Raw genomic sequence first — 23,604 nt, 5'->3', positions numbered from 1 at the left:
TGCTAGTTCCGGCCCCCACTAAAACAGTGCTGCTACACGGCCACGCTGGGCCGCGTGGCCATCTCCGCCGCCTGGTGCAGCGCCTCCACCATGCTGCGCGGATCCGCGATCGCCTTGCCGGCGATGTCAAAGGCGGTGCCGTGGTCCACGGACGTGCGGATCACCGGCAGGCCCACGGTGATGTTCACGCCGGCCTCAATGCCCAGCACCTTCACCGGGCCGTGGCCCTGGTCGTGGTACATGGCCACCACCAGGTCGTAATCGCCCCGGCCGGCCAGGAAGAACAGCGTGTCCGCCGGCAGCGGGCCCGTCACGTCGATCCCGGCAGCCTGCGCCGCCTTCACGCCCGGTTCGATCTTCTCCGCTTCCTCGCCCTGGCCGAACAGCCCGTTCTCGCCGGCGTGCGGGTTGATGGCGCAGACGCCGATCTTCGGGTTCGGGATGCCCGCCCGGACCAGGGCCTCATGCCCGCGGCGGATGGTGCGCTCCACCAGGTCCGGGTTGATCTTGCGGATGGCGTCCATCAGCCCGATGTGCGTGGTCACGTGGATCACCCGGATCTTGGGGGTGGAGAGCATCATGGACACTTCCTCCGTGCCCGTCAGCTGCGCCAGCAGCTCGGTGTGCCCGGGGAAGATGTGCCCGGCGGCGTGCAGCGCCTCCTTGTTCAGCGGCGCGGTGCAGATGGCCTGCACCGTCCCGGCCATGGCCAGCTCGCTGGCCACCCGGATGTACTCGTACGCGGCGTGGCCGGCCACGGGGGAGAGCTGCCCCCACGGCAGGTCCTCCGGCAGCAGCGCCAGGTCGATCACGTTCACCCGGCCCGGCGTGAACACCGCGTCCTCCACCTTCTCGATGGTCCGGATGTCCGCCTCGATGCCCAGGACATCCGCGGCCTGGCGGAGGCGCAGCGCGTCGCCGATCACCACGGGCCGGCACTCGGCGTTGCTCTGCGGATCCAGCACGGCGGCCACCACCACCTCCGGCCCCACCCCGGCGCCGTCGCCCATGGTGACGGCCACATAGGGGAGGGCGTCCTGCTCGGTCTTGCGTGCTGCTTCGGTGGTCATGTCTGCTCCAGATCGTTCGGAAGTCTTGCGGGGAAGGGTGTTGGCGGGAGCCTGCGCGGACCGGCCGCGGCGCTCCCGGATTTCGTCGTAAAGCTGTAGGAGGGCCAGGTCATCGCCGAAGCTGCCGGGCTTGGTGCCCACCAGCGTTCCGTCGTCGGCGCGGCTCAGCACCGCCCCGTGCTGCACGGCCGCGAGCGGTACCAGCTGTTGAAGGCCGACGGCGTCCAGGACTTCCCGGGCCGTCTCACCGCCGGTGAGGATGAGGTCAGCGCCTGTTCCCTTGGCTGCCTCGGCCGCGAAGCCGGACAGCGCCCGGACGATGCCCGCGGCCTTTGCCGGATCCACCTTTGCGGCGGCCAGGGTGACGGCCACGTTGCTCCCGGCCGCCAGGGCCTGCCGGACCTCGTCCAGTTCCGGTTGGTATGCGCCGGAGGCACCGGCATAGAGCGGGTGCAGCCTTATCACCGCGAAGCCGCGCGCTTCCAGCCGGGCCAGCTGCGCCTGTGCGGTTCCGGAGGCGGAGCCGACGACGGCGAGCACCGGCCTGGCGCCCACCTGCGGTTCCGCGGCGGCTGCGTCAGCCGGTGCCCCGGTCTGCGCATTTCGCGCAGTTTGTGCGGCCAGCCGCTGCGCGAGAACGTCAGCCGTTCCGCCCGTGCCCACCAGCACCACGCGGCGGCCGCCGGCGCTGAAGCCGAGCTCCAGCAGGGCATCCACCACATGCTCCAGGTCCCGCACGGTCTCGCCGTCCGCCACCACCAGTGCGGGCTGCCCGGATTGCAGCAGCCCGGCGAGTTTGGCGGGAAGCGCGCCGGACCGGACCGCGGCCAGGTCCAGGGTCCGCACCGAGGCCGGATCCTCCGGGCGGAGCAGGGAAGGAATGTCAGCAGGCGGCGCGGACAGTTCGGCCTGCCACAAGTCCGTCTGCGCCAGGGGAGTTCCGGCAACCAGCGGCTTGCCGTCGCGGACCGAACGCTGCAGCTGGGGGAGTGCCCCGGCAACAACGGCGTGGTATCCCAGCCCGGTCAGCGCGGCAATTTCGGCGCGCACGTTCCCGCGCCACAGCGAGTCGATCTTCTTGAAGGCCACCTGCGCGGCCGCAGCCACAGGACCGGAGAAGGCCTCAGCCACCAGCGACCCGGCAGCGGCCTCAGGAAGCCCGCGCGAATGCGTATCGGTGACCACCACATCGGTGACCTGCCCCGCAAAGGAGGCGCCGCCGTCGTGCGTTCCCGGAAGAACTGCCGTTCCCAGCGAAACCTGCGCGGACAGCCCATGCTGCACAAAGCAGTAGCCAACCTCGGCGGCGCCGGAGAAATCGTCGGCCTGCACATACACGGAAGCCACATTGCTCCTCTCGCGCTAGTAGTCGGTTGGGCCCCGCCAAACGCGGGACTGCATTCATCATGGCACGATTGCGCGAATCACGCTAGATGGGTTGCGCAATTCGCGCAGGAGTGGCAAAGTGATGGAGACAACATTCGGCGCAGCCAACCGGCAGGCCGCCGTCCCCGTTCTACCGAGAGGTCAACGATGACCGTTCTTCCTCAAGGAAGTGAGATTTCCCGCCGCCGGCTGCTGCAGTTCGGCGCCGCGGCCGGGTTTCTGCTGGGCACAGGAGGCCTCGCCGGCTGCGCCGGCCCCACCGGCCTGCCGGGACCCAGCACCCTGACCCTGGCCCTCAACCGGTCCCTGGTCAGCCTGGACAACAAGCTCAACCAGTTCGACGCCGCCGTCACCGTGCAGCGCTCCGTCCGCCAGGGCCTCACCGCCATCGGCCCCGAAACCAAGCCCGTCCTGGTCCTCGCGGACCGCTTCGAGATGACCGGCCCCACCGAATGGACCGTCCGGCTCCGCGACGGCATCCGCTACTCGGACGGCAGCCCGGTCAAGATCGAGGACGTGGCCACCGCCCTGAAGATGTACCAGCAGGTGCAGGGCTCCTTCGTGGCCGGCTTCTTCCCCGAATTCCCCGCCGTGGTGCCGGTGGATGACCGCACCTTCAAGATGGTGTCCAAGAAGCCGGTCCCCATCCTGGATTCGCTCATGAGCATGATCCTGATTACCCCCGCCGCGCAGAACAAGCCGGAGGAACTGCAGGACGGCCTGGGCACCGGCCCGTACGTGGTCACCAAGTTCAACCGCGGCGCCGGCACCTACAGCCTGGCCCGCAACCAGAACTACTGGGGCCCCGCCCCGCAGGTGGAGAACGTGGAAGTCCGCTTCCTCCCCGAGGAATCCAGCCGCGTCATCGCACTGCGCAGCGGCGAGGTGGACATCATCGACTCCATCACGCCCGACTCGCGCGAACAGCTCGCCGGACTTCCCGGCGTCGAACTTAAGGAAGCCTCCAGCCTCCGGCTGAACCAGATCTTCTACAACTTCCGCAAGCCCGCCGGCCACCCGCTGGCCGACGTCCGCGTCCGCGAAGCCCTCAGCTGGGCCATCGACGGCGAGGCGCTGGTGAAGGACGTGCTGGTGGACTCCGTCAGCGCGGCCGAAGGCGTCACGCCGTCCAGCCTCACCGGCTACCACAAGACCGGAACCTACACCTACGATCCGGCGAAGGCCAAAGCCCGGCTCGCGGAACTGGGCGTCAAGGACCTCACCCTCAAGATCATCTGGGAAACCGGCGAATTCGCCTCCGACACCTCCGTGATGGAAGCCCTGGTGGAGATGTTCGGCGCCATCGGCGTCAAGACCGAGCTGCAGCAGTTCGAACCCGGCGGCAACATCCTGGCCTGGCGCCAGGGCAAGCAGGGCGACTGGGACCTGCTGGGCAACGGCTTCAGCAGCCCCACCGGCCTGGCCATCACCATGATGCAGGGCATGTACGCCGGCACCCCCGAAAAGGAAAAGACCCGCGACACCTACCAGGGCTACGTGGTCCCGGACGTGCAGGCCAAGATCCAGGCCGCCTCCTCCGAGGTGGACCCGGCCCGCCGGCAGGAACTCCTGGCCGTGGCACAGCAGGCCATCTGGGACACCTGGCCCTGCGCCTGGGCGTTCGTCCCCAAATCCGTCCTCGCCCACCGGGAGCGGGTGTCCGGGATCAACCTGGCACCCACCAACTCCTACCCCCTCGTTGATGCCCGGCTGGAGGCCTAAGCCATGACGAACTACATCCTCAAGCGCCTGGGACAGGGCCTGCTGACCGTGTTCCTCACGGTGTCCACCGTCTTCGTCCTCATCCGCATGGCCCCGGGCGATCCCGCCGTCTCCTACGCCGGACCGCTGGCCACCACCGAACAGCTCGACGCCGTCCGGGAACAGTTCGGCCTGAACAAACCGGTGCTGGAGCAGTACTGGATCTTCCTGCAGCAACTGTTCACCGGCAACCTGGGCCAGTCCTACTCCTTCCAGGCCCCAGCCATGCAGGTGGTGGCCGAGCGGATGCCGTACACGCTGACCCTGGCCACTGCGTCCATCCTGCTCACCGCCGTCGTGGCCATCCCGCTGGGCGTGTGGATGTCCCGCCGGCCGGACACCGGCAAGGAACTCGGCGTGAACGTGCTGACCATCGCCGGGCAGTCCATGCCCGACTTCTGGACCGGCATCATGCTCCTCACCGGCTTCGCCGTGCTGATCCCCATCTTCCCGGCCTCCGGCTTCGCCACCTGGGGCGGGCTGGTGCTCCCCACCATCACCATCGCCATCCTGCAGATCGCCCTGATCTCCCGGATGGTCCGGCGCGAAATGACGGCCAACTTCGCCGCCCCGTACCTCACGGTGGCCCGCTCCCGCGGCGTCAAGAACTCGGTGCTCACGTGGCGCTACGCCATGGGCAACTCCGCCATCCCGGTGTTCACCGCCCTCGGCACCCGCTTCGCCGCCATGCTCAACGGCGTGGTGGTGGTGGAAGTGGTGTTCGCCTGGCCCGGCGTCGGCTCCCTGATCGTCCGTGCCCTCGAAACCCGCGACTACCCCCTCATCCAGGCAACGGTCCTCCTCACCGCACTACTGGCGGTGGGTGTCCAGCTGGTCATCGACCTCGCCTACCCGCTCCTTGATCCCCGCGTTCGTCTTGGAAAGGCGGCAACAGCATGAGCATCGATACGGCAACTCCCGCCGGCGCTTCGTCACCACTGCCGGCCGGGCAATCGGCCCGGCAGCCGAGCCCCAGCGCCGTCACCAAGGCGGACATCGCCAAGGCAGGCGCCACCCGCCGTCGTAATGCCGCCAAATGGAAGCTCATCGTGGGCACGGTCTGTACCCTGCTGGTGATCATCCCGATCATCCTGGCCCAGGTGCTGCCGCTGCCGGACGCCAACTTCCAGGACCTCTCCGCCCGGCGCCTGCCGCCGTTCACGGACGGGCACCTGTTCGGCACCGACCAGCTGGGCCGCGACCTCCTCTCCCGCGTGCTGCACGGCGGCCAGGTCTCGCTGACCATCGGCCTGCTGGCCGTGCTGGTCTCCGGCGCCATCGGCATCATCCTCGGCGCGGCCGCCGGCTACTTCGGCGGCTGGGTGGACACGGTGGTTTCGCGGCTCCTCGAGGCCCAGATGTCCCTGCCGCTGCTCATGATGCTGCTGCTGGTGGTGGCCCTGTTCGGCCCCTCCATCCCGGTGATCACCTTCGTGATCGCCATCGCCCAGTGGCCCGAAGTTGCCCGCCTCACCCGCTCCATGGTGCTGGTGGAACGCGAAAAGCCCTACGTCTCCGCAGCCCGGATCCTGGGCCTGCACCGGATCCAGATCCTGATCCAGCACATCATCCCCAACGTGATCAAGCAGGCCACCCTGGTGGTGCTCCTCCTGCTGGCCCAGGCCGTGCTGCTCGAATCCGCACTCAGCTTCCTGGGTGCCGGCCCGCAGCGCCCCTTCGCCACCTGGGGCCGCATCATCTCCGACGGCCAGGACTACATCACCACGTCCTGGTGGATGGTCACCCTGCCGGGCCTGGTGATCGTGCTCATGGTGGTGGGCGTGAACCTGCTGGGCGACGGCCTCCGCGACCGTCCCCGCCGCAAGAAGAAGGGTGCCTGACATGACCGCTTCCACTGTCACCGAACAGCCGAAGTTCACCGAACAGCCGCTCCTGGAGGTCCGCGACTTCCAGGTGGAACTGATCACCGACGCCGGCATCATCCGCGCCGTTGACTCCGTCAGCTTCAGCATCCACCGGGGCGAGACGGTCACCATCATCGGTGAGTCCGGTTCCGGTAAATCGACGACGGCGATGGGCATCCTCCGCCTGCTGCCCGAGGACCTTGCGGTGCTTTCCGGCACCGTGCTGATCGACGGCGTCGACGTCACCGCCGATCCCAAGGCGATCGACAAGGTGCGCGGCAAGACCCTGGCGCTCATCCCGCAGGACCCCATGACGGCGCTGAGCCCGGTCCACTCGATCGGCAGCCAGCTCTTCGAGGCCATCCGGATCGCCGGCGCCGCCTCCGCCAAGGACAAGGGCGCCCTGCAGGCCCGGGCCATCCGGCTCCTGGAGCAGGTGCACATCCCCACCCCGGAGAAGCAGCTGAAGAAGTACCCGCACCAGCTCTCCGGCGGCATGCTGCAGCGCGTTCTGATCGCCATCGCCCTGGCCAGTGAGCCGCAGCTGCTGGTGGCGGACGAGCCGACGTCGGCCCTGGACGTCACGGTGCAGGGCGGCATCCTGGACCTGCTGCTGGAACTGCAGGAACAGCGCGGCATCGGCATCCTGATGATCACGCACGACCTCGGCGTGGCCCGGCTGATCTCGGACCGCATCCACGTGATGAAGGACGGCCGGTTCGTGGAGTCCGGCGACGTCCAGCAGATTGTGGACCACCCCGCCACCGAATACACCCGGGCCCTGCTGGCCGCCGTGCCCGTCCTGGGTCCGTGGGACGAAACCCCCGCCGCCACCACCCTGACCACAACTGGAGCAAGCCATGACTAAGCCGTTCCTCGCCGTCGAAAACCTCGTGGTGGACTACCACGTGCCGGGCGGCACCTTCCGGGCCGTTGACGACGTGTCCTTCTCCGTGGACAAAGGCAAGACGATCGCCGTCGTGGGTGAATCCGGCTGCGGAAAATCCACCATCGCCAAGGCCCTGATGCGGCTGGTGACCCCCACCAGCGGACGTATCGAGCTGGATGGTACGGACATCGCTTCGATGAGCGAGGCGAAGCTGCGTCCCATGCGGTCCAAGTTCCAGATGGTGTTCCAGGATCCGTACGGCTCCCTGGACCCGCACATGACGGCACAGGAAATCGTGGCCGAGCCGCTGAAGCTGCAGGGCGTCCGGTCCAAGGCGGAACGGCACAAGGCGGCCGCCACGCTGATCGACCAGGTGGGCCTGCCCGTGGCGTCCCTGGACAAGCACCCGTCCGAGTTCTCCGGCGGCCAGCGCCAGCGGATCGGGATCGCCCGGGCCCTGGCGTCCAAGCCGGAACTGCTGGTCTGCGACGAAGCCACCAGCGCGCTGGACGTGTCCGTTCAGGCGCAGGTGCTGCGGCTGCTGAAATCCATCCAGGACGAAACCGGAATCACCTACGTGTTCATCTCGCACAACCTGGGCGTGGTGCAGGAAATCAGCGATAGCGTCATGGTGATGCAGCGCGGCAAGCTGGTTGAATACGGCTCCACCGCGTCCGTCCTGACCGCCCCCAAGGAGGACTACACCCGCAAACTCCGCCGCGCCGCGCTGGACCCCTCCACCATGACGGGCCTCAAGCCGCGGCACCTGGTCCGCTCCCTGGCGCTCGCCAACCAGGCGTAAACCTACTTTTCTGAACCAACGCAACCGCAAGGAATCAACGCATGAGCAAGCAGCCCGAAGGCGCCCAGGTGGACGGCCTGAAACTTCCCATCTCCCGGCTGGTCCTGGGGACCATGACGTTCGGCGACACGGTGGATGAAGCCACCGCGGGGCGGATGGTGGAGGAAGCGCTCGACGCCGGCATCACCACGATCGACACCGCCAACGCCTACGTCGGGGGAACCACCGAGGAAATGCTCTCCCGGCTCCTCAAGGGACGCCGCGGCGAGATTGTCCTGGCGTCCAAGGCGGGTATGCCGCACCCTGACCACGGCGAGCACTCGCCGCTGTCCCCGGCCGGGTTGCGCAACAGTGTGGAAGGCAGCCTCCGCCGACTCGGCGTGGACAGCATCGACCTGTTCTACCTGCACCAGCCGGACCGCCTCACACCCCTGCAGGACACGCTGGCCACGGTGGCCGAGCTGTTTGCCGAAGGGAAGATCGGCGCCCTGGGCGTGTCCAACTTCGCCGCCTGGCAGATTGCGGACGTCATCCACACCGCCCGTGAAGTGGGGGCGCCGCGGCCGGTCGTCGCGCAGCAGCTGTACAACCTGGTGGCACGCCGGGTGGAGGAGGAATACCTCGAATTCGCCGCCACCCACAACGTCCACACCATGGTCTACAACCCGCTGGGCGGCGGACTGCTCACCGGCAAGCACAGCTTCGACGCCAAGCCCACCGAGGGCCGCTACGGCGACTCCAAGCTGGCCGCCATGTACACCCAGCGCTACTGGGACAAGCAGCTGTTCGACGCCATCGGGGAGCTCTCCCGCATAGCCTCCGATGCCGGGGTTTCCCTGGCCGAGCTGTCGCTGCGCTGGCTCGCCTACCGTGACGGCGTGGGCTCGATGCTGCTGGGCGGCTCCAAGGTGGAACAGCTGCAGTCCAACATCGCCGCCGTGGCCAACGGGCCGCTGCCCGCCGACGTCGTGGAAGCCTGCGACGCCGTGGGCACCTCGCTGCGGGGCCCCATGCCCGCCTACAACCGCTGATTTTCTCACTAACTTCCTGAACCGACTGCTTCCCTGTACCGACTGCCTCTCTGAACCGACAATGACTGAAGGACTCTGATGACCTCCCAACTGGCCCTCGAATTCGCCCGCAAAATCCGCGCCCGTGAGCAGGCGGTGGGCTACTGGGCCGTGCTGGACGCGCCCGTGGCCACCGAACGCATCGGCCGGCTCGGCTACGACTACGTGGCCCTGGACGCGCAGCACGGCCTGCTCGGCTACTCGGGCGTGCTCAACGGGCTGATGGCCATCGACGCCGGGCACACCGCCGTCGGCATGGTCCGTGTGGAAGCCAACGACTTCACCGCGATCGGCAAGGCGCTCGACGCCGGCGCCGTGGGCGTCATCGTCCCGCTGGTCAACAATGCCGAAGATGCCGCCGCCGCCGTGGCCGCCGCCAAGTACCCGCCGCTGGGCGGCCGCTCCTACGGCCCCATGCGCTCGGCCCTGCGGATCGGCCCCAAGCCCGCCGACGCCAACGCCACCACCCTGGTGTTCGCCATGATCGAGACCCCCGAAGGCCTGGCCAACGTCAAGGAAATCTGCGCCACCCCCGGCCTGGACGGCATCTACGTGGGACCGTCGGACCTGGCGATCGCCGTGGGCGGGGCCTTCCCCGGGGATCCCGCCGTCGACGCCGAATTCAACGCCGCGCTCGAGACCATCGGCGAGGCCGCCGCTTCGGCCGGCATCGCAGCCGGCATCCACACCCCGGCGGGGGACGTGGCGGCCCTCCGGCTGAGCCAGGGCTACACCTTCGCCACCATCGCCTCGGACCTGACGCACCTGGAACAGATCGCGAAATCCCATCTCGACGCCGCCCGCTCCGACGCCGGAACCAAGGAGAGCTGACCCCATGACAAACACCACCACCGACGCGTACAGCACCATCACCCCGGACGGGACCGTAAAGCGGGCGGACGGGGCGGACTTCGCCTACCTCCCGGCCCCCACCGTGCAGAGCCACGCCGCCAACCTCCTCACCCTGCCGGACGGCCGGCTGGGCTGCGTCTGGTTCGGCGGCACCCAGGAAGGCGTGCCGGACATCTCCATCTGGTTCTCCACGCTGGAGCCCGGCAGCAGCCAGTGGTCCGAACCGCAGCAGCTCTCCGACGACTCCACCCGGTCCGAACAGAACCCGATCCTGTTCACCGCGCCTGATACTTCCCTCTGGCTGCTGTACACCGCGCAGAAGGCGGGCAACCAGGACACCGCCGAGGTCCGCCGTCGTACGTCAACTGACGGCGGCCGCACCTGGGGCGAGGTGGAAACGCTGTTCCCCGCGAACGAAACGGGCGGCGTGTTCGTCCGGCAGCTCCCGGTGGTGCTGCCGTCCGGCCGCCTGATCGTACCGATCTTCCGCTGCATCACCACGCCGGGGGAGAAGTGGGTGGGCAACAGCGACGACAGCGCCGTGATGATCTCCGACGACGCCGGCGCCACCTGGACCGAGCACGTGCTGCCGGGGAGCCTGGGCTGCGTCCACATGAACATCCAGCCGGTGGCCGACGGCACCCTGCTGGCACTGTTCCGGAGCCGCTGGGCGGACTCGATCTACGAATCCCGCTCCACCGATAGCGGCTCCACCTGGAGCGAGCCGGTCCCCACCGAGCTGCCCAACAACAACTCCTCCATCCAGTTCACGGCGCTCGCCGACGGCCGCCTGGCCCTGGTCTACAACCACAGCCGGGCGGAGGCTTCCACTGAGCGCCGGCTGTCCCTTTACGACGAGATCGACGACGACGGGCTGGCCGAGGAGCAGGGACAGCTCGCCGAGCCGGATGCTGCAGCTTTCTCCGAGGACGACGGTTCGCGGAAGGCCTTCTGGGGCACGCCGCGCTCGCCGATGACTCTGGCGATTTCCGAGGACTCCGGCCGTTCCTGGCCGATCCGCCGCAACCTGGATGTGGGGGACGGGTACTGCCTGTCCAACAACTCCCGCGACGGGCTGAACCGTGAGTATTCCTACCCGTCCATCCACCAGGGCCCGGACGGTTTCCTGAACATCGCGTACACGTACTTCCGGCAGGCCATCAAGTTCGTCCGGGTGGACCCGCAGTGGGCGTACGAGGGCACCACCACGCCCGGCGGGGACGCATGACCAAGCATGCGGTGGTCACCGGGACCAGCTCAGGGATCGGCAAGGCCATTGCGGAACGCCTGCTCGCCGACGGGTGGCGGGTGACCGGGCTGAGCCGGACCGAGTCTTCGCTGGGGGAGGGCTTCCGGTGGCAGCAGGCGGATCTCTCGGAGCCCGAGTCCCTTGCCAGCATTGTGGACGCCATTGGGCCGGCGGATGCGTTGGTCCATGCCGCCGGGTTCCAGCGGACCGCTCCCTTGGGTTCTCTTGACCCCGAAGCGTTGGCGGGAATGTTCACCGTCCACGTGGCCGCCGCCAGTGCGCTGGCTAACGCCGTGGTGCCCTCCATGCCCGACGGCGGGAGGGTGCTGCTGCTGGGCAGCCGCACCTCCACGGGGTCGCCGGGCAAGAGCCAGTATGCGGCCACGAAGGCCGCGTTGATGGGCCTGGGCCGGACGTGGGCTCAGGAGCTCGCGCCGCGGGGGATCACGGTCAACGTGCTCTCGCCGGGCCCGACCGACACCCCGATGCTGAACGACCCCGGCCGGGCAGCCACCCCGGTGCGGATGCCGGCCCTGGGTGCGCTGGTAGACCCGGAGGATGTGGCCGCCCTGGCCGCTTTCCTGCTGGGGCCGCACGGAAAGTCCATCACGGGCCAGAACTACGTCATCTGCGGCGGCGCCTCCCTCTAACCCCCAAACCCCCAACGCCCTCTCACTTTTCGGGCCAAACCGGTGAACCCTCTCTCACTTGGGCTTTAAGCGGCTGTTCCTTGCGAAGAGCGTGGGAGGACAGTTCAAAAAGCAGGATCCGTCCCTCCTCCAACCCGCCCTGGAATCGCACTGGGTCGACGACGCAGAGGTCCTCTACATCGGGAAAGCAGGTGCCGGAACTGTCGGCACTAGGGGACTCCGAAAGCGCCTTCAAGAGTTCGCTGACTTTGGCCGAGGGAAACCCGTAGGGCATTGGGGTGGGCGGCTGCTGTGGCAGCTCGCCGACTCTCAGTCACTGGTTGTTGCCTGGAAAGTATTGGAGGCGGCCGAGGTCGATTCCGCCGAAGCCGAATACCAAGCAGAGTTCATCAGCATTTACGGTCGTCTGCCATTCGCCAACTTGGTCCAGGCTCGGTTCAACGGGGTCCAGTAACTGGGACGATTCTTCGCGGCGTTCGCTGCCACCGATGCGAAGTGCTTAGATGTGCCGGTACCCGAGGTACTCGGTGACCTCGAGGACTGCGCCGGACGGGGGAGGTGCGTCCGGGTTCCAGGTCTTGCTGGACCTGCCTCCCGTGACGAAGGTGCCGAGCTGGTCTCCGTCCATCAGGAGTTCGCCGTCAGGTGCCAGCACCCGGAGGCCCGTGACGCGCTCGGCCTTGCTGCTGATGACGAACGAGCCGTCATCCGTGGCGATCTGAAGTTCTAGGCCGGCGAGTTCCGGGGTGCGGACGGGGCCAGACTGGAAGGGCACGCGGCTGGTGCGAAGGATGTCCTCGGCAAGGACCCTGAAATCGACAATCAGTGAGGCGAGACTTCCGTCTGCGGCCACACCCCAGTAGCACGGGTACATCCCGTCGCCGTACCCGCTTGAGACCACGGCCGCATCCGTCACTTCTCCTGCGAGGCCGAACATTGTGCCCGGTGTTCCCACCAGCAGTGCCGCTTGCTCCTGGAACAGCTCCTCGATGTGCTGGGCCTGGCATCCCACCAGCGACCCGGCGTCGAGGATGGCGACGTTCCCGGCGTCGACCCCCACACCTTCCGTGCCGTCAGTGAACTCGGCGGGGTGCCTGCTGACCGCTGGCGCCTCGGAGAGCCGCAGCCGAACGGCAACGGTCATCTCCGCCACGGTGGCGACGTCGACGGCGTACGTCCCCGGCATGATCCGCCGCGCCAGAGGGGCGAATCGCGCGTCGACAAAACCCAGGTCCAGGACCGCGAGCACGCCGGAGGCGCAGGTGAGTTCGCCAAGATGGACGACTTCGAGCTGCGCCGGGTTGCCGAACGGTACCACCACCCGGCCGGCTGCAAACAACCCCGGAAAGTTGAGTTCCAGATGGGGCGGCAGGTCGGGGAGCGCGGCTTCAGGTGTTGCACCGAGCAGGAGTGCCTCGGCGGCCGCCGGATCGATCAATGGTTTGCCGGGCGGGTCGAGGAAGGCCGAGAGGTGGGAGATCCGCCAGCCGTCATCGCCGCGCAGCAGCCGGTACTTGTAGTAGGAGGTGTTGTTCCCTGCGGCGTGCATGACCGAGCGGGCCGTCGCAGTGTCGCCGTCAACCTCGATGCCGGTGATTTGTTCGGCGTCCGGTTGGTGCGCGGGAGTGGAACTCAGTGCACCTTCCTGGCCGGTGCGCATCCCCGGCGTGCCATGGGTGGCCACCAGGTCCGCCAACTCGTTTGCCCACGCTTCGAACACGCCGGGGTCGAAAGCGAACATCCCCGGCGACGTGCCTGACCGCTGCCAGCTGGCGTGGAAATCGGCCACGAAGGCCTCGATTCTGCCGCGGACCTCTTCCTGAGTCATGCGACACACCCTACCTGCACATTCAGCCACGACAGACGGAAAAACGACGGCGGGGCGCTCAGCAAAATTCCTGGCCACCCCGCCGTCGTCGTACCGGTTTTTCAGTGCAGATCTTACTTGGCGACCAGCCCCGGCACCCCGTCCTGGATCGCGAAGGAGGCCTTCGTGCTCACAGCCGCACCCGGCGTCGTGACGTAGTCCAGCACGCGGAAGTCAGCAGTCAGCGCATCCTTCGTAATGCGGGTGTTCACGTAGCCGCGGTTGTCGTTGTAGAACTTCAGGTGCGGGTTCCAGGCCATGGTCGGGTCCGTCGTGGAGCCCGTCCCGTTGCCGGTGGAGGTAATGGAGGTGCAGACCAGTTCGGAGCCGACCACGGGGGAGGCGGGGTCCTTGTAGTCGACCTTGACGTCGTTGGCCCAGTTGCGGTGCACGTCGCCGGTGAGGACCACCGCGTTGCGAACGTTCGCGTCCACCCAGCCCTGGGTGATGCGGCGGCGGGAGGCGGCGTAGCCGTCCCACCCGTCCATGGAGACGTCGTCGATCTGGGGTGCCTGGGCGCGGTCGCGTTCGGCGAAAAAGACCTGCTGGCCGAGGATGTCCCAGCGCTGCGTGGAGTTCTTGAAGCCGTCCAGAAGCCACTTTTCCTGCTCCGCGCCGGTGATGGTGCGGTCCTCGGCGAGGCGCTCGCTGACGTTCTTGCGCCAGCCGTCGCCGGCGAGCTGGTCGTCACGGTACTGCCGGGTGTCCATCATGTGGAAGTTGGCCAGCTGACCCCACTGCAGCGTCCGGTAGATCTTCATGTCGGCACCCGCCGGCACGGACGAGGCGCGCAGGGGCATGTTCTCGTAGTACGCCTGGAACGCAGCAGACCGGCGCTGCCGGAAACGCTCGGTGGTGTCGTTCAGCTGGTTGGCGTCCTTGTTTTCCGGGACGTCGTCCGCCCAGTTGTTGTCCACCTCGTGGTCGTCCCAGACCACCAGCCACGGTGCGACGGCGTGCGCGGCCTGCAGGTCGGCGTCGGACTTGTACTGGGCGTGCCGCTGCCGGTAGCCCTGCAGGGTGGTGGTTTCGGGCCCTTCGTGGTCGCGCGGGTTGCCGCCGCCGATCACGTAGCTGCCCTTCTTGTACTCGTACAGGTAGTCACCGAGGTGCAGGACGAGGTCCGGGTGGTCCTGCGCCAGCCGGGAGTAGGCGGTGAAGTAACCGTGCTCGAACTGCGCGCAGCTGGCGAACGACATGGCCAGCGCCGCCGGCGTCTCATGCAGTGCAGGGCTGGTGAGGGTGCGTCCCACCGGGCTGATGTGCTTGCCGGCGCGGAACCGGTAGAAGTATTCCCGTCCCGGCCGCAGGCCCTTGAGTTCGACGTGCACCGAGTGGGCGGTTTCGATCCGGGCGTTTTCGACGCCGCGGGCTACTACAGCGCGCATGCCCGCGTCTTCAGCCACTTCCCACGCCACCGCGACGTTGCGGGAGGGCATGCCGCCCAGACCGTCCTCCGCTACGGGGTCAACGGCCAGGCGGGTCCAGATCACGAAGCCATCCGGCCACGGCTCGCCGGAAGCGATGCCGAGCATGAACGGATCGGTGCGGAGACCGGCGTCGTCCGCGGTTGACGTAGCGAGCGCGGCACCCGGCAGGGCGGCCACGAGACCGGCCCCTAGGCTGGCGGAAAGAAGGGATCTGCGAGAAATGTTTTCCATGCAGTCGACCGTAGGGAGGCTGGTTGGACAGGTTCTGAGGGAGATATGAATGGGCGGTTAACTGCGTGACAAACGTTGTCGAGGCGGCTTAGGTCCGGGATTTAGCTGTTGTTATTACCCACTGCCGCGGCCGGGATGCGGTTCCGAAGGGGTATCTTTGGGCAGGGGGGCCGTACCGGTCAAGTCCTACACCGGTGCCTGAGTTTGCCCGCGCCACGGCCGAGCAGCACCACGTCTCCGGTGTCAGCGTCGACAGCGATGTCGTCATCATGACTGAGGAGAGTGACTGGTGAGTAACGCCAGCGAATGGGCTGCCACGCTCAAGGCATTCCACGAGAAACAACTGGACCGTCCCCGCCGGGTTTACCGGCTCGGCCGCACCAAGGTCATCTTTTCGGGTGGCCATGCCGCTTGCACTGTGGGTGCGGCAGTAGCGGCATCAGCGTGGGATTTTCCCAGCTGGGCGTTTTGGATTGCCATCGCCCTCGGCTTTGTCGTGGGAAAGTTCCTCTTCCCGGTCCCTCGCAGCAGCGTAGCGAGCCGATATGGTTCCAAGGAGCTGGCCAGGAAATCTCCCGGCGATCTTGATTACATGACGCCGGCGGAGATCCGGGCCTACCAGTACAACGTCCAGTTCATTCAAAAGGGCGTTACCCCGTTGGCGCTGGGGACCGAAGAGGCTCTTGGCCGCCAGTCTGAGGCGGTCAGGACGGTGTCCCCGGCGGCGGGCGCTGACACGGGGTTGTTGGCTCACCTTTCCCTCGCGGATGTCAAAGAGTACGGGCGTACTGCCGACCGTCACGATCTGCTTGAACGCCGATGGCGCCAATACGAGATGGACCCTCAACTGCAGTTCGATTTTCCGGCCATGACTGATGCTTCCCTCCCCGCAACCTCGGCAATGATCAGGGCTCGGCACGCCGCTGGTCAGGAGAGAAGCACAGGCAACCCGGCCGGCTACAAGCTGGCTGTGGACAGGTTTTCGCAGACCCTGGCAGCAGCAGAACAGGCGGCAGGCGTTCCGTAGCAGGAGCAAAAACCACTGAATTACGACGGCGGCCGGCAGCAAAGCCGCCCGCCCGCCGTGTGGCACGGTTTCCACTAGCAAAGTGGTGACAGGTTCGGCCCGTGAGTAATACCTTGGGTTCATGCAAGGCACGGCCGCCGCCATACCGCAGCTCGACGGTGTGACCCACCGGTGGGTCGACGTGCGTGGGATAACCATCCATATTGCGGAGGCCGGCAGCGGGGAGCCTGTATTCCTGCTCCACGGATTCCCGCAGCACTGGTGGGAGTGGCACGGCGTCATTCCCCACCTGGCCAAGCACTATCGGGTGATTGCCGTAGACCAGCGCGGCTTCGGCTGGACCGACGCGCCCGGGAGCGGCTACAACTCCCGGACCCTCATCGAGGACATCGTCCTGCTCATGGGCGAGCTGGATATCCCGCGGGCGCGGTTTCTCACCCATGACTGGGGTTCCGTCGTTGCCCAACTCCTGGCGATGGAACGGCCCGACGTGGTCCAGGCTCTCGTTGTCACGGGCGCCCCGGACGTGCACATCAGACCGAACGCCCGGCTACTGGCGCTTTTCCCCAAGCTCTGGCATGCCTTCGCGGTCGCGGCTCCGGGAATCGGCCCACGCCTGCAGCGGAACGAAAAATTCATGCGGCACCTTTTCACGGCGTTCGAGCCCGCTGGCGGAGTGCCGGAGGAGGACATCGAGCTGTACCGTGCGGGGCCGTCCCAGCCCGCGAGGGCGCGGGCAGGCTCGGCCCTCTACCGCGGCACGATCCTCCCGGCCTTCATGGCCATCATTTTCGGGGCGTACGCCAAACGCGACTTCACGGTGCCGACCCTAGCCCTCATCGGTGCCAGGGAGCCGTCCGCGGCTCTTCAGGAGATGGGCCACCGGGCCGGACGCGGGGGCAACGTGACCACGGAGATCCTTCCCGGCGAGGGCCACTTCCTCGCGGACCACTGCCCGGAACTGGTTGCCGACAGGGCTCTGCGGTTCTTCGCGCAGGAGCGGGGCCGGAAGGCAGCGGGCGGATAACGGACTGCCGTCTGTGAGCTGAACGCCCGATTTGCACGTTTGTGCAGAGGCGCATGAGAGCTCTCTCAAGCGCAAAGTGCGAGCCAAACAGCTACTGACCAGTAACAACAGTCGGAATCGGGCGTTTTATGGGCGGGGAGAGGGCTCGGACGTGCGAGGCTTTTTTGCCGCACATTCGTGCAGCCCGGCTCAGGAGGAACGGCCCTGCTGCCTAGCATGGAAAACCGGCCGAGGCGTGGTGGCCACTGAGGACCATCACCGCCGGCCGCCCCCGCTGACACGCAAACAAAGAGGTTTCTATGTCACTCCTAGCAAGAACTCTGTCCATCGCCGCAGCCGCCGTCCTTGCCGGATCCCTGGCCGTTGCCCCAGCCCAGGCGGACACCCTGGACGTGGCCCCGCCGGGAGCCAACGACTGGTCCTGCAAACCCAGCGCCGAGCATCCGTATCCGGTCATTCTTGTGCCTGGAACGTTTGAGAGCATGGCGAAGAACTGGTCCACCTTGTCGCCGTACCTCAAGAGCGCCGGATACTGCGTCTTCGCCCTCAACTACGGCGAGACGAACGGCGTGTATGCCACCGCCCCGGTGGCCAACTCCGCACAGGAACTCGCCCCGTTCGTGGATGCGGTACGTGCCTCCACCGGCGCCAAGAAGGTGGATCTCGTGGGCCACAGCCAGGGCGGAATGATGCCCCGCTACTACATGGGCTTCCTCGGCGGTGCCAACAATGTCAATAAGCTCATTGGGATCGCACCCTCCAACCACGGCACCGAAGGCGTCATCGTCCCGCCGCCTGGCTTTGTCGCGGATCCGAATTACACCGGCCTGGGCTGTGCGGCCTGCGCCGACCAGCAGGCGGGCTCGGCGTTCATGCAGAAGCTCAACTCCATCGGCGACACCGTGGCTGGACCGTCGTACACGGTCATCTCGACTGTTCACGACGAAGTGGTTATTCCCCACAATAGCCAGTTCCTTAGCGGCTCGGCACGGCAGGTCACGAACATCACCATCCAGGACAAGTGCCCGGCCGATCTCTTCGAGCATGACCAGACGCCGAACGACCCGGTGGTGCACCAGATCGTGGCCCATGCACTGGGCAAGCCTTCGGGTCCTGCAGACCCGGCCTATCAACCCGCCTGCATCTAGCAGTCGGCTGAACCACTGACGCACGACGGCGGCCGGTACCAAACGCCGGCCGCCGCCGTCGATTCGTGTCGGCCCGCACTGGAGGCGTCGGCGGGGCTTCCTCGCCGAGGGTTTTCAACGGCCGTAACCGGGAAAATGTGAATTGCCTAAAGGCACTATCCAGTGGGTGAATTCTGCCGCAAGATAACTGAATGAAACAGATCCTGGTAGCTAGTTTCGCAGCAGTAGTCATGGGCTTCAGCGGAATTGCCGCAGCGGTCCCAAGCAATGCGGTTCCGAGTAACGCAGCCTCAGAGTCCTCACATATCGCGGGACAAATCATGGTCAAATTCCGCGACAATCGCGCGGCGGCCGGCGTGCTTCGCCAGCATGGGCTCAAGGAGGGCGCCGGCATCGGCAGCACAGGCGCTCAACTCATTAAGGTGCCGGCAGGCAAAGAATTGAACCTCGTCGAAGCCCTAAGCCGGAACCCGGCGGTTGAGTACGCCGAGCCGGACGAGATCGCTACCGCCGATACCGACGACACATTCTTCCCCCGCCAATATGCGCTGCAGAACGACGGCCAATCATTCACTAACACCCTCAACACGCTGACTGTCACCGCGGGCGATAACGACGCTGACGTGGACGCCGTCGAAGCATGGAGCATCACTAAAGGAGAGGACACACGAGTCGCCATTATCGACTCAGGCGTTGCAAATGACCACGAGGATATTTCGCAGAAGGTTGTTGCCCGGATGAACTTCAGTGGCACGGCAACCGGCGAAGACAAATACGGCCACGGCACCCACGTGGCCGGGATCGTTGCCGCGGTCGCGGGCAACGGCAAGGGTGTCGCCGGCGTGTGCCCGGAGTGCAGCATCCTGGACGCCAAAGTCCTCAACGACAACGGATCCGGTTCCAGCTCAACGATCGCCCAGGGCATTGACTGGGCGGTGGCCAATGGTGCCCAGGTGATCAACATGAGCCTTGGAATGCGCGTCTCGTCACGCACGCTCGAGACGGCCGTCAACAACGCCTGGAATCGGGGTGTGGTGCTGGTGGCCGCGGCCGGCAACGCCGGTACTCCGGCCCAGATCTACCCGGGCGCCTACCCCAACGTTATTGCCGTCGCTGCAACAGATAACACCGACAACAAGGCATCGTTCTCCAGCTACGGTGCCAAGTGGGTGGATATCGCGGCGCCGGGTGTCAACGTCTACTCGACCTTCCCGAACCACCCCTTCGTCCTGGGTACGCAGAACGGCCGGTCCATGGGCTATGACATCGCCAGCGGCACCTCAATGGCCTCGCCGATCGTGGCCGCCACTGCAGCACTTGTATGGAGCTCGCAGATCTGCACCACTAACGCTGACGTCCGCGCCAAGGTCCAATCAACCGCCGACAGAAAGCCCGGTACTGAAACCTTCTGGGCGAACGGCCGCGTGAACGCCTTCAAGGCCGTCGCAGGGACCTGCCCTTAGTCGCTGGAACGGCCCTCAGCACCACTACGGCAAGGGACCTACGACGGCGGGCTGGCCGCCGTCGTCCGTCCCTTCCGCCCGTTCCTTGATGCCGCGCAGCATGCCGATTTCCATGTAATGGTGGAACGGGTCAGCGACGAAAAAGTCGATGCCGCGGGCCAGCAGCAGTGCGCCCGGCACACGCTGAAGGACGAACGCGACGGCCTTGGTCAACACCGGAGCGTCGGAAGCGGCCCCCTGAGCCGCGGCACTGATGTATCCCATTTCGCGGTAGCGAACGATCAAGCGGGTGCGGTTCCCCGGGAGAGGCCGCAGCACGAATGCCTCTCCCGCCACGAGGTGCCGGTTAGGCTCAATCTCTGCCACGGTCGCATAGACGCCCCCGCCATATGGCACCTGGTCGCCGACCTTGAGATCCTGCAGCTCAGGGTGAATACGCCTCGCCGAGTGCTTTCCTTCGACGTACCGGGCGCGGAACATCGCCCGTTCCACGCGGTCGTGCGTGTAGAACCCGGCGCGGTAGATCCCCATTTGCAGAATCCAGGGCCACACGCGCTCCGGCGGCACATCAATGGTGATGGCCCGCGTACTCTGAAACGCCGGGCGCGGGACCCGGTCATCACCGGGCAAAGGCTCAACGGCTTCCTCGCCCTGCGTCCCCCATCGCAGCATCGCCGGACGCCACAACAGATAAGCCGCAACCTTGACGGCCACTACTCCGCCCAGAACCAGCAACTTCGTGCGGTTTGCCATCCCTATCACCTGCCTTGTGGTAGCAGCCGCCATACCCACACCCTGCGCGGGATCCCGCGGCCGGGGAAGTGCCGAAAGTCCCCGGCAGCCCGCCGTCGCGAACGGCCTTCCCATTCTTGTCAGCCCCACCCGCCGCGAGGAGACTTACTGTATGCCGTTCGCTAGCGCCGGCGGCGGTTTTTCGCCTCTCGGGGGCCGGCGCCCTCCTGGCTGGTCGGGGAAGTCGTGGATGCATCGGGGTTGCGGGACGAGTTCGTGGTGGTCAACGGGGACGCGGCGGGACGCCGGATCCGCATTCCGCATGGCACCTCCACCATCGGCAGCGGCGAAGGCTCACGGCTGCGCCTGCCGGTGTCCGGAGTCAGCCGCCGCCACGCCGAGCTGACTTCCCTGGACGGCCGGACAATCCTTACCGACCAACAGTCGCGCAACGGCACCTGGGTCAACGGTCACGAGATCACCTCGCCCACAGAGCTCGCCGACGGCGATGAGGTCCAGATCGGACAGGTGCTGCTCCGGTTTGTCGAAGGGACGCACGACGGCGGCGGCTCACCTCCCGAGGCGGCCGGCCGGCCGGAGGGCCGCAGGCCCGCCCCTGCCGCCGCCCGCAAGAAAGGTCTGGGCGCGGCGCTGGTCTTCGCGGCCGCGATCAACGTGGTGGGACTGATCGGCAACAGCCTGACCGCATTCCTGACTGAGCTGACACCGACGTGGACATGGTTCGTGACCCCGGCCATGGGCCTTGTTGTTGCCCTGGGCGGTGAGGCGCTGGATTACCTCAAGGACAAGGCGCAGCCGCCCCCCAGGCGGCCCAAACCCCAGTACCGGCCGTCAATGCGAGTGCAGCCGGCGCGGCCCGCGCGGCCCCTGAGGCCCGGCTACCCGGATGCCCACGCCGGGCCCTATGACAGCGGGGCGGCGTATCCGTCTGCGCCGGCTGAGGCTGCCCCGCGTACGCGTTCCCGTCCACTGATCGCCACGGTGCTGGTGACCTTGCTCCTGCTCGGCGGCGGTGGATGGCTGCTGGCAGCCGGGGCGAGTTACGCCGTCGGATATTTCTCGGGAAACGAAGAGGGGACCCAGCGGCTGGCACGCCAGGTGGTGACGGAAGCGCAAGGCGTCACGGTGACGGTGCTCGGCGTGCAGAGCACCGCCCACTTCACCCGGGTGGAGATCCACGTGCGTAACGGGACCGGCAGCTCCATGTCACTGCCCCTCTTCCACAACGCCATCCTCACCGGCCCGGACGGCACGACGTTCGACGCCGATGCGTTCCGCAGCAGCTGGCAGCCCGAAATACCGCCCGGGGGACAGCGCAAGGGGACCATCAACTTCGAGAGCCAGCTGCCTGACGCGGGCGGCACGGTCTCCCTCAGCTTCGTCACGGTGTTTATGCAGGGCTTCGACGGACCGCAGTCGATCACGGTCCCGGACATCCCGCTGATGCCCGTGGTAAAGCCGCTCTGAAAACCCGTGTACAGTAGAGACCGTTGTTGTGTTTGTATTTGGTAGTTCAGGCAGTACGCGGGGTCGAAAGTCCTCGTTCTTCTGAAGTAGCGGTTTTGAACACCCCACACCGGAGGACCCGAAAGTCGGGACAGTTCCTCCACCTTCACGAAGGACATAAATAATGGCTACTGGTACCGTCAAATGGTTTAACGCTGAAAAGGGCTTCGGCTTCATTTCCCCCGATGACTCCTCACAGGACGTTTTCGCACACTACTCTGCGATCAACTCCTCCGGTTTCCGCTCACTCGAAGAGAACCAGAAGGTCTCCTTCGAAACCGAGCAGGGCCCCAAGGGTCCCCAGGCCGTAAACATCCAGGCTATCTAATTTCTTAGATACCCGGGACCGTTTAGGTTTCATAAAGCAGGACCTGCCGATTGGCAGGTCCTGCTTTTGTTTAACCAGTTCTTGCGGGGACTGATGATTGCGAGAGCATCAACGCCAGAATTCCGTGAGCTGCCCGGCAAGGGCCCTGCCTTGCTCGTAACCCGCCCGGGCGGCGGGCGGGCGCAGCGACAGATCCATCGCATTGGCGCCGAACAGATGCTCGGAGCTGCTATCGGGGAAGATTGTTTCGACGCGGCTTCCGCGTGCGCGTAGTTCGTCGACCTGTGTTGCAAGATGCATGCCCCAGTCCGCCGGTGTCCGTGACCTGCCGCCGAACGGTGACAGCACCAGCACCCGTGCGTAGCCGGCTGCCAGATCGGCATTGTCGGCGTTGGTTCGGTAGCCGCCGTCGATGTACCCGCTGCTGCCGATACTGTAGGCGAAGCCGCTGGCGCAGCTGGCCGCGACGGCGTCCACCAGGTCGACGCCGCTGTGGCGGTCGAACACGACCGGTTCGCCGGTGTGGGCGTCGACCGCGGTGATGAGCACCGTCCGTTCCGGCCAGTGCTGGCTGGGCAGCCGGGCGGCGACGGTATCGCGCCACCGCGTTTGCCCGGAGCCGTCCGACGCCGCAGCCATTTCGAGCGCCGCCGCACCCATTCTGCGGCGCATATCGGCTGCATCCCCGGCGGCGGCGATGATGCGGCTCGTCCTCTCCATATGGTTCACCACCTGCCCAGCACGGGCGCGTCCGCCGTCGGATCCCGCCGGGGCGATCCGTTGCGGGAGAGCAGCGGAAAGGATGTCGGCAAGCAGCTGGGTGGGGCTCGTGCCGGTGATTTGGGCCGCGGCCGTCGATCCGGCCGAGGTGCCGATGATCAGATCAGCCTCGGTCACATCCAGCCCGGCTTCGAAAAGGCCCGCGACGACGCCGATCAGCCAGGCATTGCCTGTGGATCCGCCGCCACCGAGGACCAACGCCCGCCCAACGGAGGCCGTCGTTGACGTGGAGTTCAGGGGTGAAGAAGGTGTGGTGTTCATGGGAGTCGCCCTTCGCGAATTGCCTGTTTGGCGCTCCCGGCGGCGACTACTTCAGCCGCGCGATCGTGGACTGCAGGGGAGCACCCACTGTGGATACTGCGTTCATGGGACTCACCTCCTGCCGAAAGATCACGATCCACGAAAGCTACCATGCCCGCGACGCAGTGCGCCACAGGGATCGTGCCCGTC

20 protein-coding genes are annotated in these 23,604 nt (G+C 66.6%); 15 read left to right on the top strand and 5 right to left on the bottom strand.

Annotated elements, in window-relative coordinates:
• Positions 1-32 precede the first annotated feature (32 nt).
• Positions 33-2,417, bottom strand: a complete 2,385-nt coding sequence (pdxA, locus tag AC6JAC_RS16720; RefSeq protein WP_497965567.1) for a 4-hydroxythreonine-4-phosphate dehydrogenase PdxA — start codon at positions 2,415-2,417, stop codon at positions 33-35.
• Between the two features lie 186 nt (positions 2,418-2,603).
• On the opposite strand from pdxA, the gene AC6JAC_RS16715 reads away from it, so the two are divergent.
• The 9 genes from AC6JAC_RS16715 to AC6JAC_RS16675 all read left to right on the top strand — a co-directional run bounded on the left by AC6JAC_RS16715 (position 2,604) and on the right by AC6JAC_RS16675 (position 11,594).
• The gene (locus AC6JAC_RS16715) at positions 2,604-4,178 is read left to right on the top strand and encodes an ABC transporter substrate-binding protein (protein ID WP_497965565.1); all 1,575 of its coding nucleotides are present in this window, start codon (positions 2,604-2,606) and stop codon (positions 4,176-4,178) included.
• Between the two features lie 3 nt (positions 4,179-4,181).
• Positions 4,182-5,117, top strand: coding sequence for an ABC transporter permease (locus tag AC6JAC_RS16710; RefSeq protein WP_497965563.1), 936 nt, complete (start codon positions 4,182-4,184; stop codon positions 5,115-5,117).
• Positions 5,114-6,058, top strand: a complete 945-nt coding sequence (locus tag AC6JAC_RS16705) for an ABC transporter permease (RefSeq protein WP_497965561.1) — start codon at positions 5,114-5,116, stop codon at positions 6,056-6,058. Before AC6JAC_RS16710 ends, AC6JAC_RS16705 begins: the two co-directional genes overlap by 4 nt.
• A gap of 1 nt (position 6,059) precedes the next feature.
• Complete coding sequence (locus tag AC6JAC_RS16700; RefSeq protein WP_497965559.1) at positions 6,060-6,950, top strand: ABC transporter ATP-binding protein; 891 nt, start codon at positions 6,060-6,062, stop codon at positions 6,948-6,950.
• Positions 6,943-7,773, top strand: coding sequence for an ATP-binding cassette domain-containing protein (locus AC6JAC_RS16695; protein WP_497965557.1), 831 nt, complete (start codon positions 6,943-6,945; stop codon positions 7,771-7,773). Before AC6JAC_RS16700 ends, AC6JAC_RS16695 begins: the two co-directional genes overlap by 8 nt.
• A gap of 41 nt (positions 7,774-7,814) precedes the next feature.
• A complete protein-coding gene (locus AC6JAC_RS16690) occupies positions 7,815-8,804 on the top strand; it encodes an aldo/keto reductase (RefSeq protein ID WP_497965555.1) in 990 nt (329 codons plus the stop codon).
• 78 nt (positions 8,805-8,882) lie between these two features.
• The gene (locus AC6JAC_RS16685) at positions 8,883-9,674 is read left to right on the top strand and encodes an HpcH/HpaI aldolase family protein (protein WP_497965553.1); all 792 of its coding nucleotides are present in this window, start codon (positions 8,883-8,885) and stop codon (positions 9,672-9,674) included.
• A 4-nt stretch (positions 9,675-9,678) separates the two neighbouring features.
• On the top strand, positions 9,679-10,923 hold the full coding sequence (locus AC6JAC_RS16680) for a sialidase family protein (RefSeq protein WP_497965551.1): 1,245 nt from the start codon (positions 9,679-9,681) through the stop codon (positions 10,921-10,923).
• A complete protein-coding gene (locus AC6JAC_RS16675; protein ID WP_497965549.1) occupies positions 10,920-11,594 on the top strand; it encodes an SDR family NAD(P)-dependent oxidoreductase in 675 nt (224 codons plus the stop codon). Before AC6JAC_RS16680 ends, AC6JAC_RS16675 begins: the two co-directional genes overlap by 4 nt.
• Positions 11,595-12,093: 499 nt before the next feature.
• On the opposite strand, the gene AC6JAC_RS16670 is transcribed toward AC6JAC_RS16675, so the two are convergent.
• Positions 12,094-13,422 (bottom strand): DUF4241 domain-containing protein, encoded by a 1,329-nt coding sequence (locus AC6JAC_RS16670; RefSeq protein WP_497965547.1) that lies wholly within the window; start codon positions 13,420-13,422, stop codon positions 12,094-12,096.
• A gap of 113 nt (positions 13,423-13,535) precedes the next feature.
• The gene (locus AC6JAC_RS16665; RefSeq protein ID WP_497965545.1) at positions 13,536-15,122 is read right to left on the bottom strand and encodes an alkaline phosphatase D family protein; all 1,587 of its coding nucleotides are present in this window, start codon (positions 15,120-15,122) and stop codon (positions 13,536-13,538) included.
• A 289-nt stretch (positions 15,123-15,411) separates the two neighbouring features.
• Here AC6JAC_RS16665 and AC6JAC_RS16660 point away from each other — a divergent pair, with 289 nt between their 5' ends.
• The 4 genes from AC6JAC_RS16660 to AC6JAC_RS16645 all read left to right on the top strand — a co-directional run bounded on the left by AC6JAC_RS16660 (position 15,412) and on the right by AC6JAC_RS16645 (position 19,787).
• On the top strand, positions 15,412-16,149 hold the full coding sequence (locus tag AC6JAC_RS16660; RefSeq protein ID WP_497965543.1) for a hypothetical protein: 738 nt from the start codon (positions 15,412-15,414) through the stop codon (positions 16,147-16,149).
• A gap of 121 nt (positions 16,150-16,270) precedes the next feature.
• Complete coding sequence (locus tag AC6JAC_RS16655) at positions 16,271-17,176, top strand: alpha/beta fold hydrolase (protein ID WP_497965541.1); 906 nt, start codon at positions 16,271-16,273, stop codon at positions 17,174-17,176.
• 299 nt (positions 17,177-17,475) lie between these two features.
• On the top strand, positions 17,476-18,324 hold the full coding sequence (locus AC6JAC_RS16650) for an esterase/lipase family protein (RefSeq protein WP_497965539.1): 849 nt from the start codon (positions 17,476-17,478) through the stop codon (positions 18,322-18,324).
• A gap of 191 nt (positions 18,325-18,515) precedes the next feature.
• Positions 18,516-19,787: a S8 family serine peptidase gene (locus AC6JAC_RS16645; protein WP_497965537.1), complete on the top strand. Its 1,272-nt coding sequence runs from the start codon at positions 18,516-18,518 to the stop codon at positions 19,785-19,787.
• Between the two features lie 24 nt (positions 19,788-19,811).
• Here AC6JAC_RS16645 and AC6JAC_RS16640 read toward each other — a convergent pair whose 3' ends face one another.
• Complete coding sequence (locus AC6JAC_RS16640; protein ID WP_497965535.1) at positions 19,812-20,540, bottom strand: hypothetical protein; 729 nt, start codon at positions 20,538-20,540, stop codon at positions 19,812-19,814.
• A gap of 225 nt (positions 20,541-20,765) precedes the next feature.
• Between AC6JAC_RS16640 and AC6JAC_RS16635 the strand changes: the two genes are divergently transcribed.
• Both AC6JAC_RS16635 and AC6JAC_RS16630 read left to right on the top strand, forming a co-directional pair.
• Positions 20,766-22,007, top strand: coding sequence for an FHA domain-containing protein (locus AC6JAC_RS16635; RefSeq protein ID WP_497965533.1), 1,242 nt, complete (start codon positions 20,766-20,768; stop codon positions 22,005-22,007).
• Between the two features lie 163 nt (positions 22,008-22,170).
• The gene (locus AC6JAC_RS16630; RefSeq protein WP_003806113.1) at positions 22,171-22,374 is read left to right on the top strand and encodes a cold-shock protein; all 204 of its coding nucleotides are present in this window, start codon (positions 22,171-22,173) and stop codon (positions 22,372-22,374) included.
• 108 nt (positions 22,375-22,482) lie between these two features.
• On the opposite strand, the gene AC6JAC_RS16625 is transcribed toward AC6JAC_RS16630, so the two are convergent.
• Positions 22,483-23,415: a patatin-like phospholipase family protein gene (locus AC6JAC_RS16625; protein WP_497965530.1), complete on the bottom strand. Its 933-nt coding sequence runs from the start codon at positions 23,413-23,415 to the stop codon at positions 22,483-22,485.
• Positions 23,416-23,604: the final 189 nt, after the last annotated feature.

The organism is Arthrobacter sp. KUASC02, from assembly GCF_059739395.1.
Note: the sequence above shows the minus strand (reverse complement) of the source record. Positions and strands in the feature narration are given on the sequence as shown.

Excerpts from the sequence above, each read along its gene's own strand:
- AC6JAC_RS16715 (WP_497965565.1), top strand. The coding sequence starts at position 2,604 with ATGACCGTTCTTCCTCAAGGAAGTGAGATTTCCCGCCGCCGGCTGCTG.
- AC6JAC_RS16710 (WP_497965563.1), top strand. The coding sequence starts at position 4,182 with ATGACGAACTACATCCTCAAGCGCCTGGGACAGGGCCTGCTGACCGTG.
- AC6JAC_RS16705 (WP_497965561.1), top strand. The coding sequence starts at position 5,114 with ATGAGCATCGATACGGCAACTCCCGCCGGCGCTTCGTCACCACTGCCG.
- AC6JAC_RS16700 (WP_497965559.1), top strand. The coding sequence starts at position 6,060 with ATGACCGCTTCCACTGTCACCGAACAGCCGAAGTTCACCGAACAGCCG.
- AC6JAC_RS16695 (WP_497965557.1), top strand. The coding sequence starts at position 6,943 with ATGACTAAGCCGTTCCTCGCCGTCGAAAACCTCGTGGTGGACTACCAC.
- AC6JAC_RS16690 (WP_497965555.1), top strand. The coding sequence starts at position 7,815 with ATGAGCAAGCAGCCCGAAGGCGCCCAGGTGGACGGCCTGAAACTTCCC.
- AC6JAC_RS16685 (WP_497965553.1), top strand. The coding sequence starts at position 8,883 with ATGACCTCCCAACTGGCCCTCGAATTCGCCCGCAAAATCCGCGCCCGT.
- AC6JAC_RS16680 (WP_497965551.1), top strand. The coding sequence starts at position 9,679 with ATGACAAACACCACCACCGACGCGTACAGCACCATCACCCCGGACGGG.
- AC6JAC_RS16675 (WP_497965549.1), top strand. The coding sequence starts at position 10,920 with ATGACCAAGCATGCGGTGGTCACCGGGACCAGCTCAGGGATCGGCAAG.
- AC6JAC_RS16670 (WP_497965547.1), bottom strand. The coding sequence starts at position 13,422 with ATGACTCAGGAAGAGGTCCGCGGCAGAATCGAGGCCTTCGTGGCCGAT.
- AC6JAC_RS16665 (WP_497965545.1), bottom strand. The coding sequence starts at position 15,122 with ATGGAAAACATTTCTCGCAGATCCCTTCTTTCCGCCAGCCTAGGGGCC.
- AC6JAC_RS16655 (WP_497965541.1), top strand. The coding sequence starts at position 16,271 with ATGCAAGGCACGGCCGCCGCCATACCGCAGCTCGACGGTGTGACCCAC.
- AC6JAC_RS16650 (WP_497965539.1), top strand. The coding sequence starts at position 17,476 with ATGTCACTCCTAGCAAGAACTCTGTCCATCGCCGCAGCCGCCGTCCTT.
- AC6JAC_RS16645 (WP_497965537.1), top strand. The coding sequence starts at position 18,516 with ATGAAACAGATCCTGGTAGCTAGTTTCGCAGCAGTAGTCATGGGCTTC.
- AC6JAC_RS16640 (WP_497965535.1), bottom strand. The coding sequence starts at position 20,540 with ATGGCAAACCGCACGAAGTTGCTGGTTCTGGGCGGAGTAGTGGCCGTC.
- AC6JAC_RS16630 (WP_003806113.1), top strand. The coding sequence starts at position 22,171 with ATGGCTACTGGTACCGTCAAATGGTTTAACGCTGAAAAGGGCTTCGGC.
- AC6JAC_RS16625 (WP_497965530.1), bottom strand. The coding sequence starts at position 23,415 with ATGAACACCACACCTTCTTCACCCCTGAACTCCACGTCAACGACGGCC.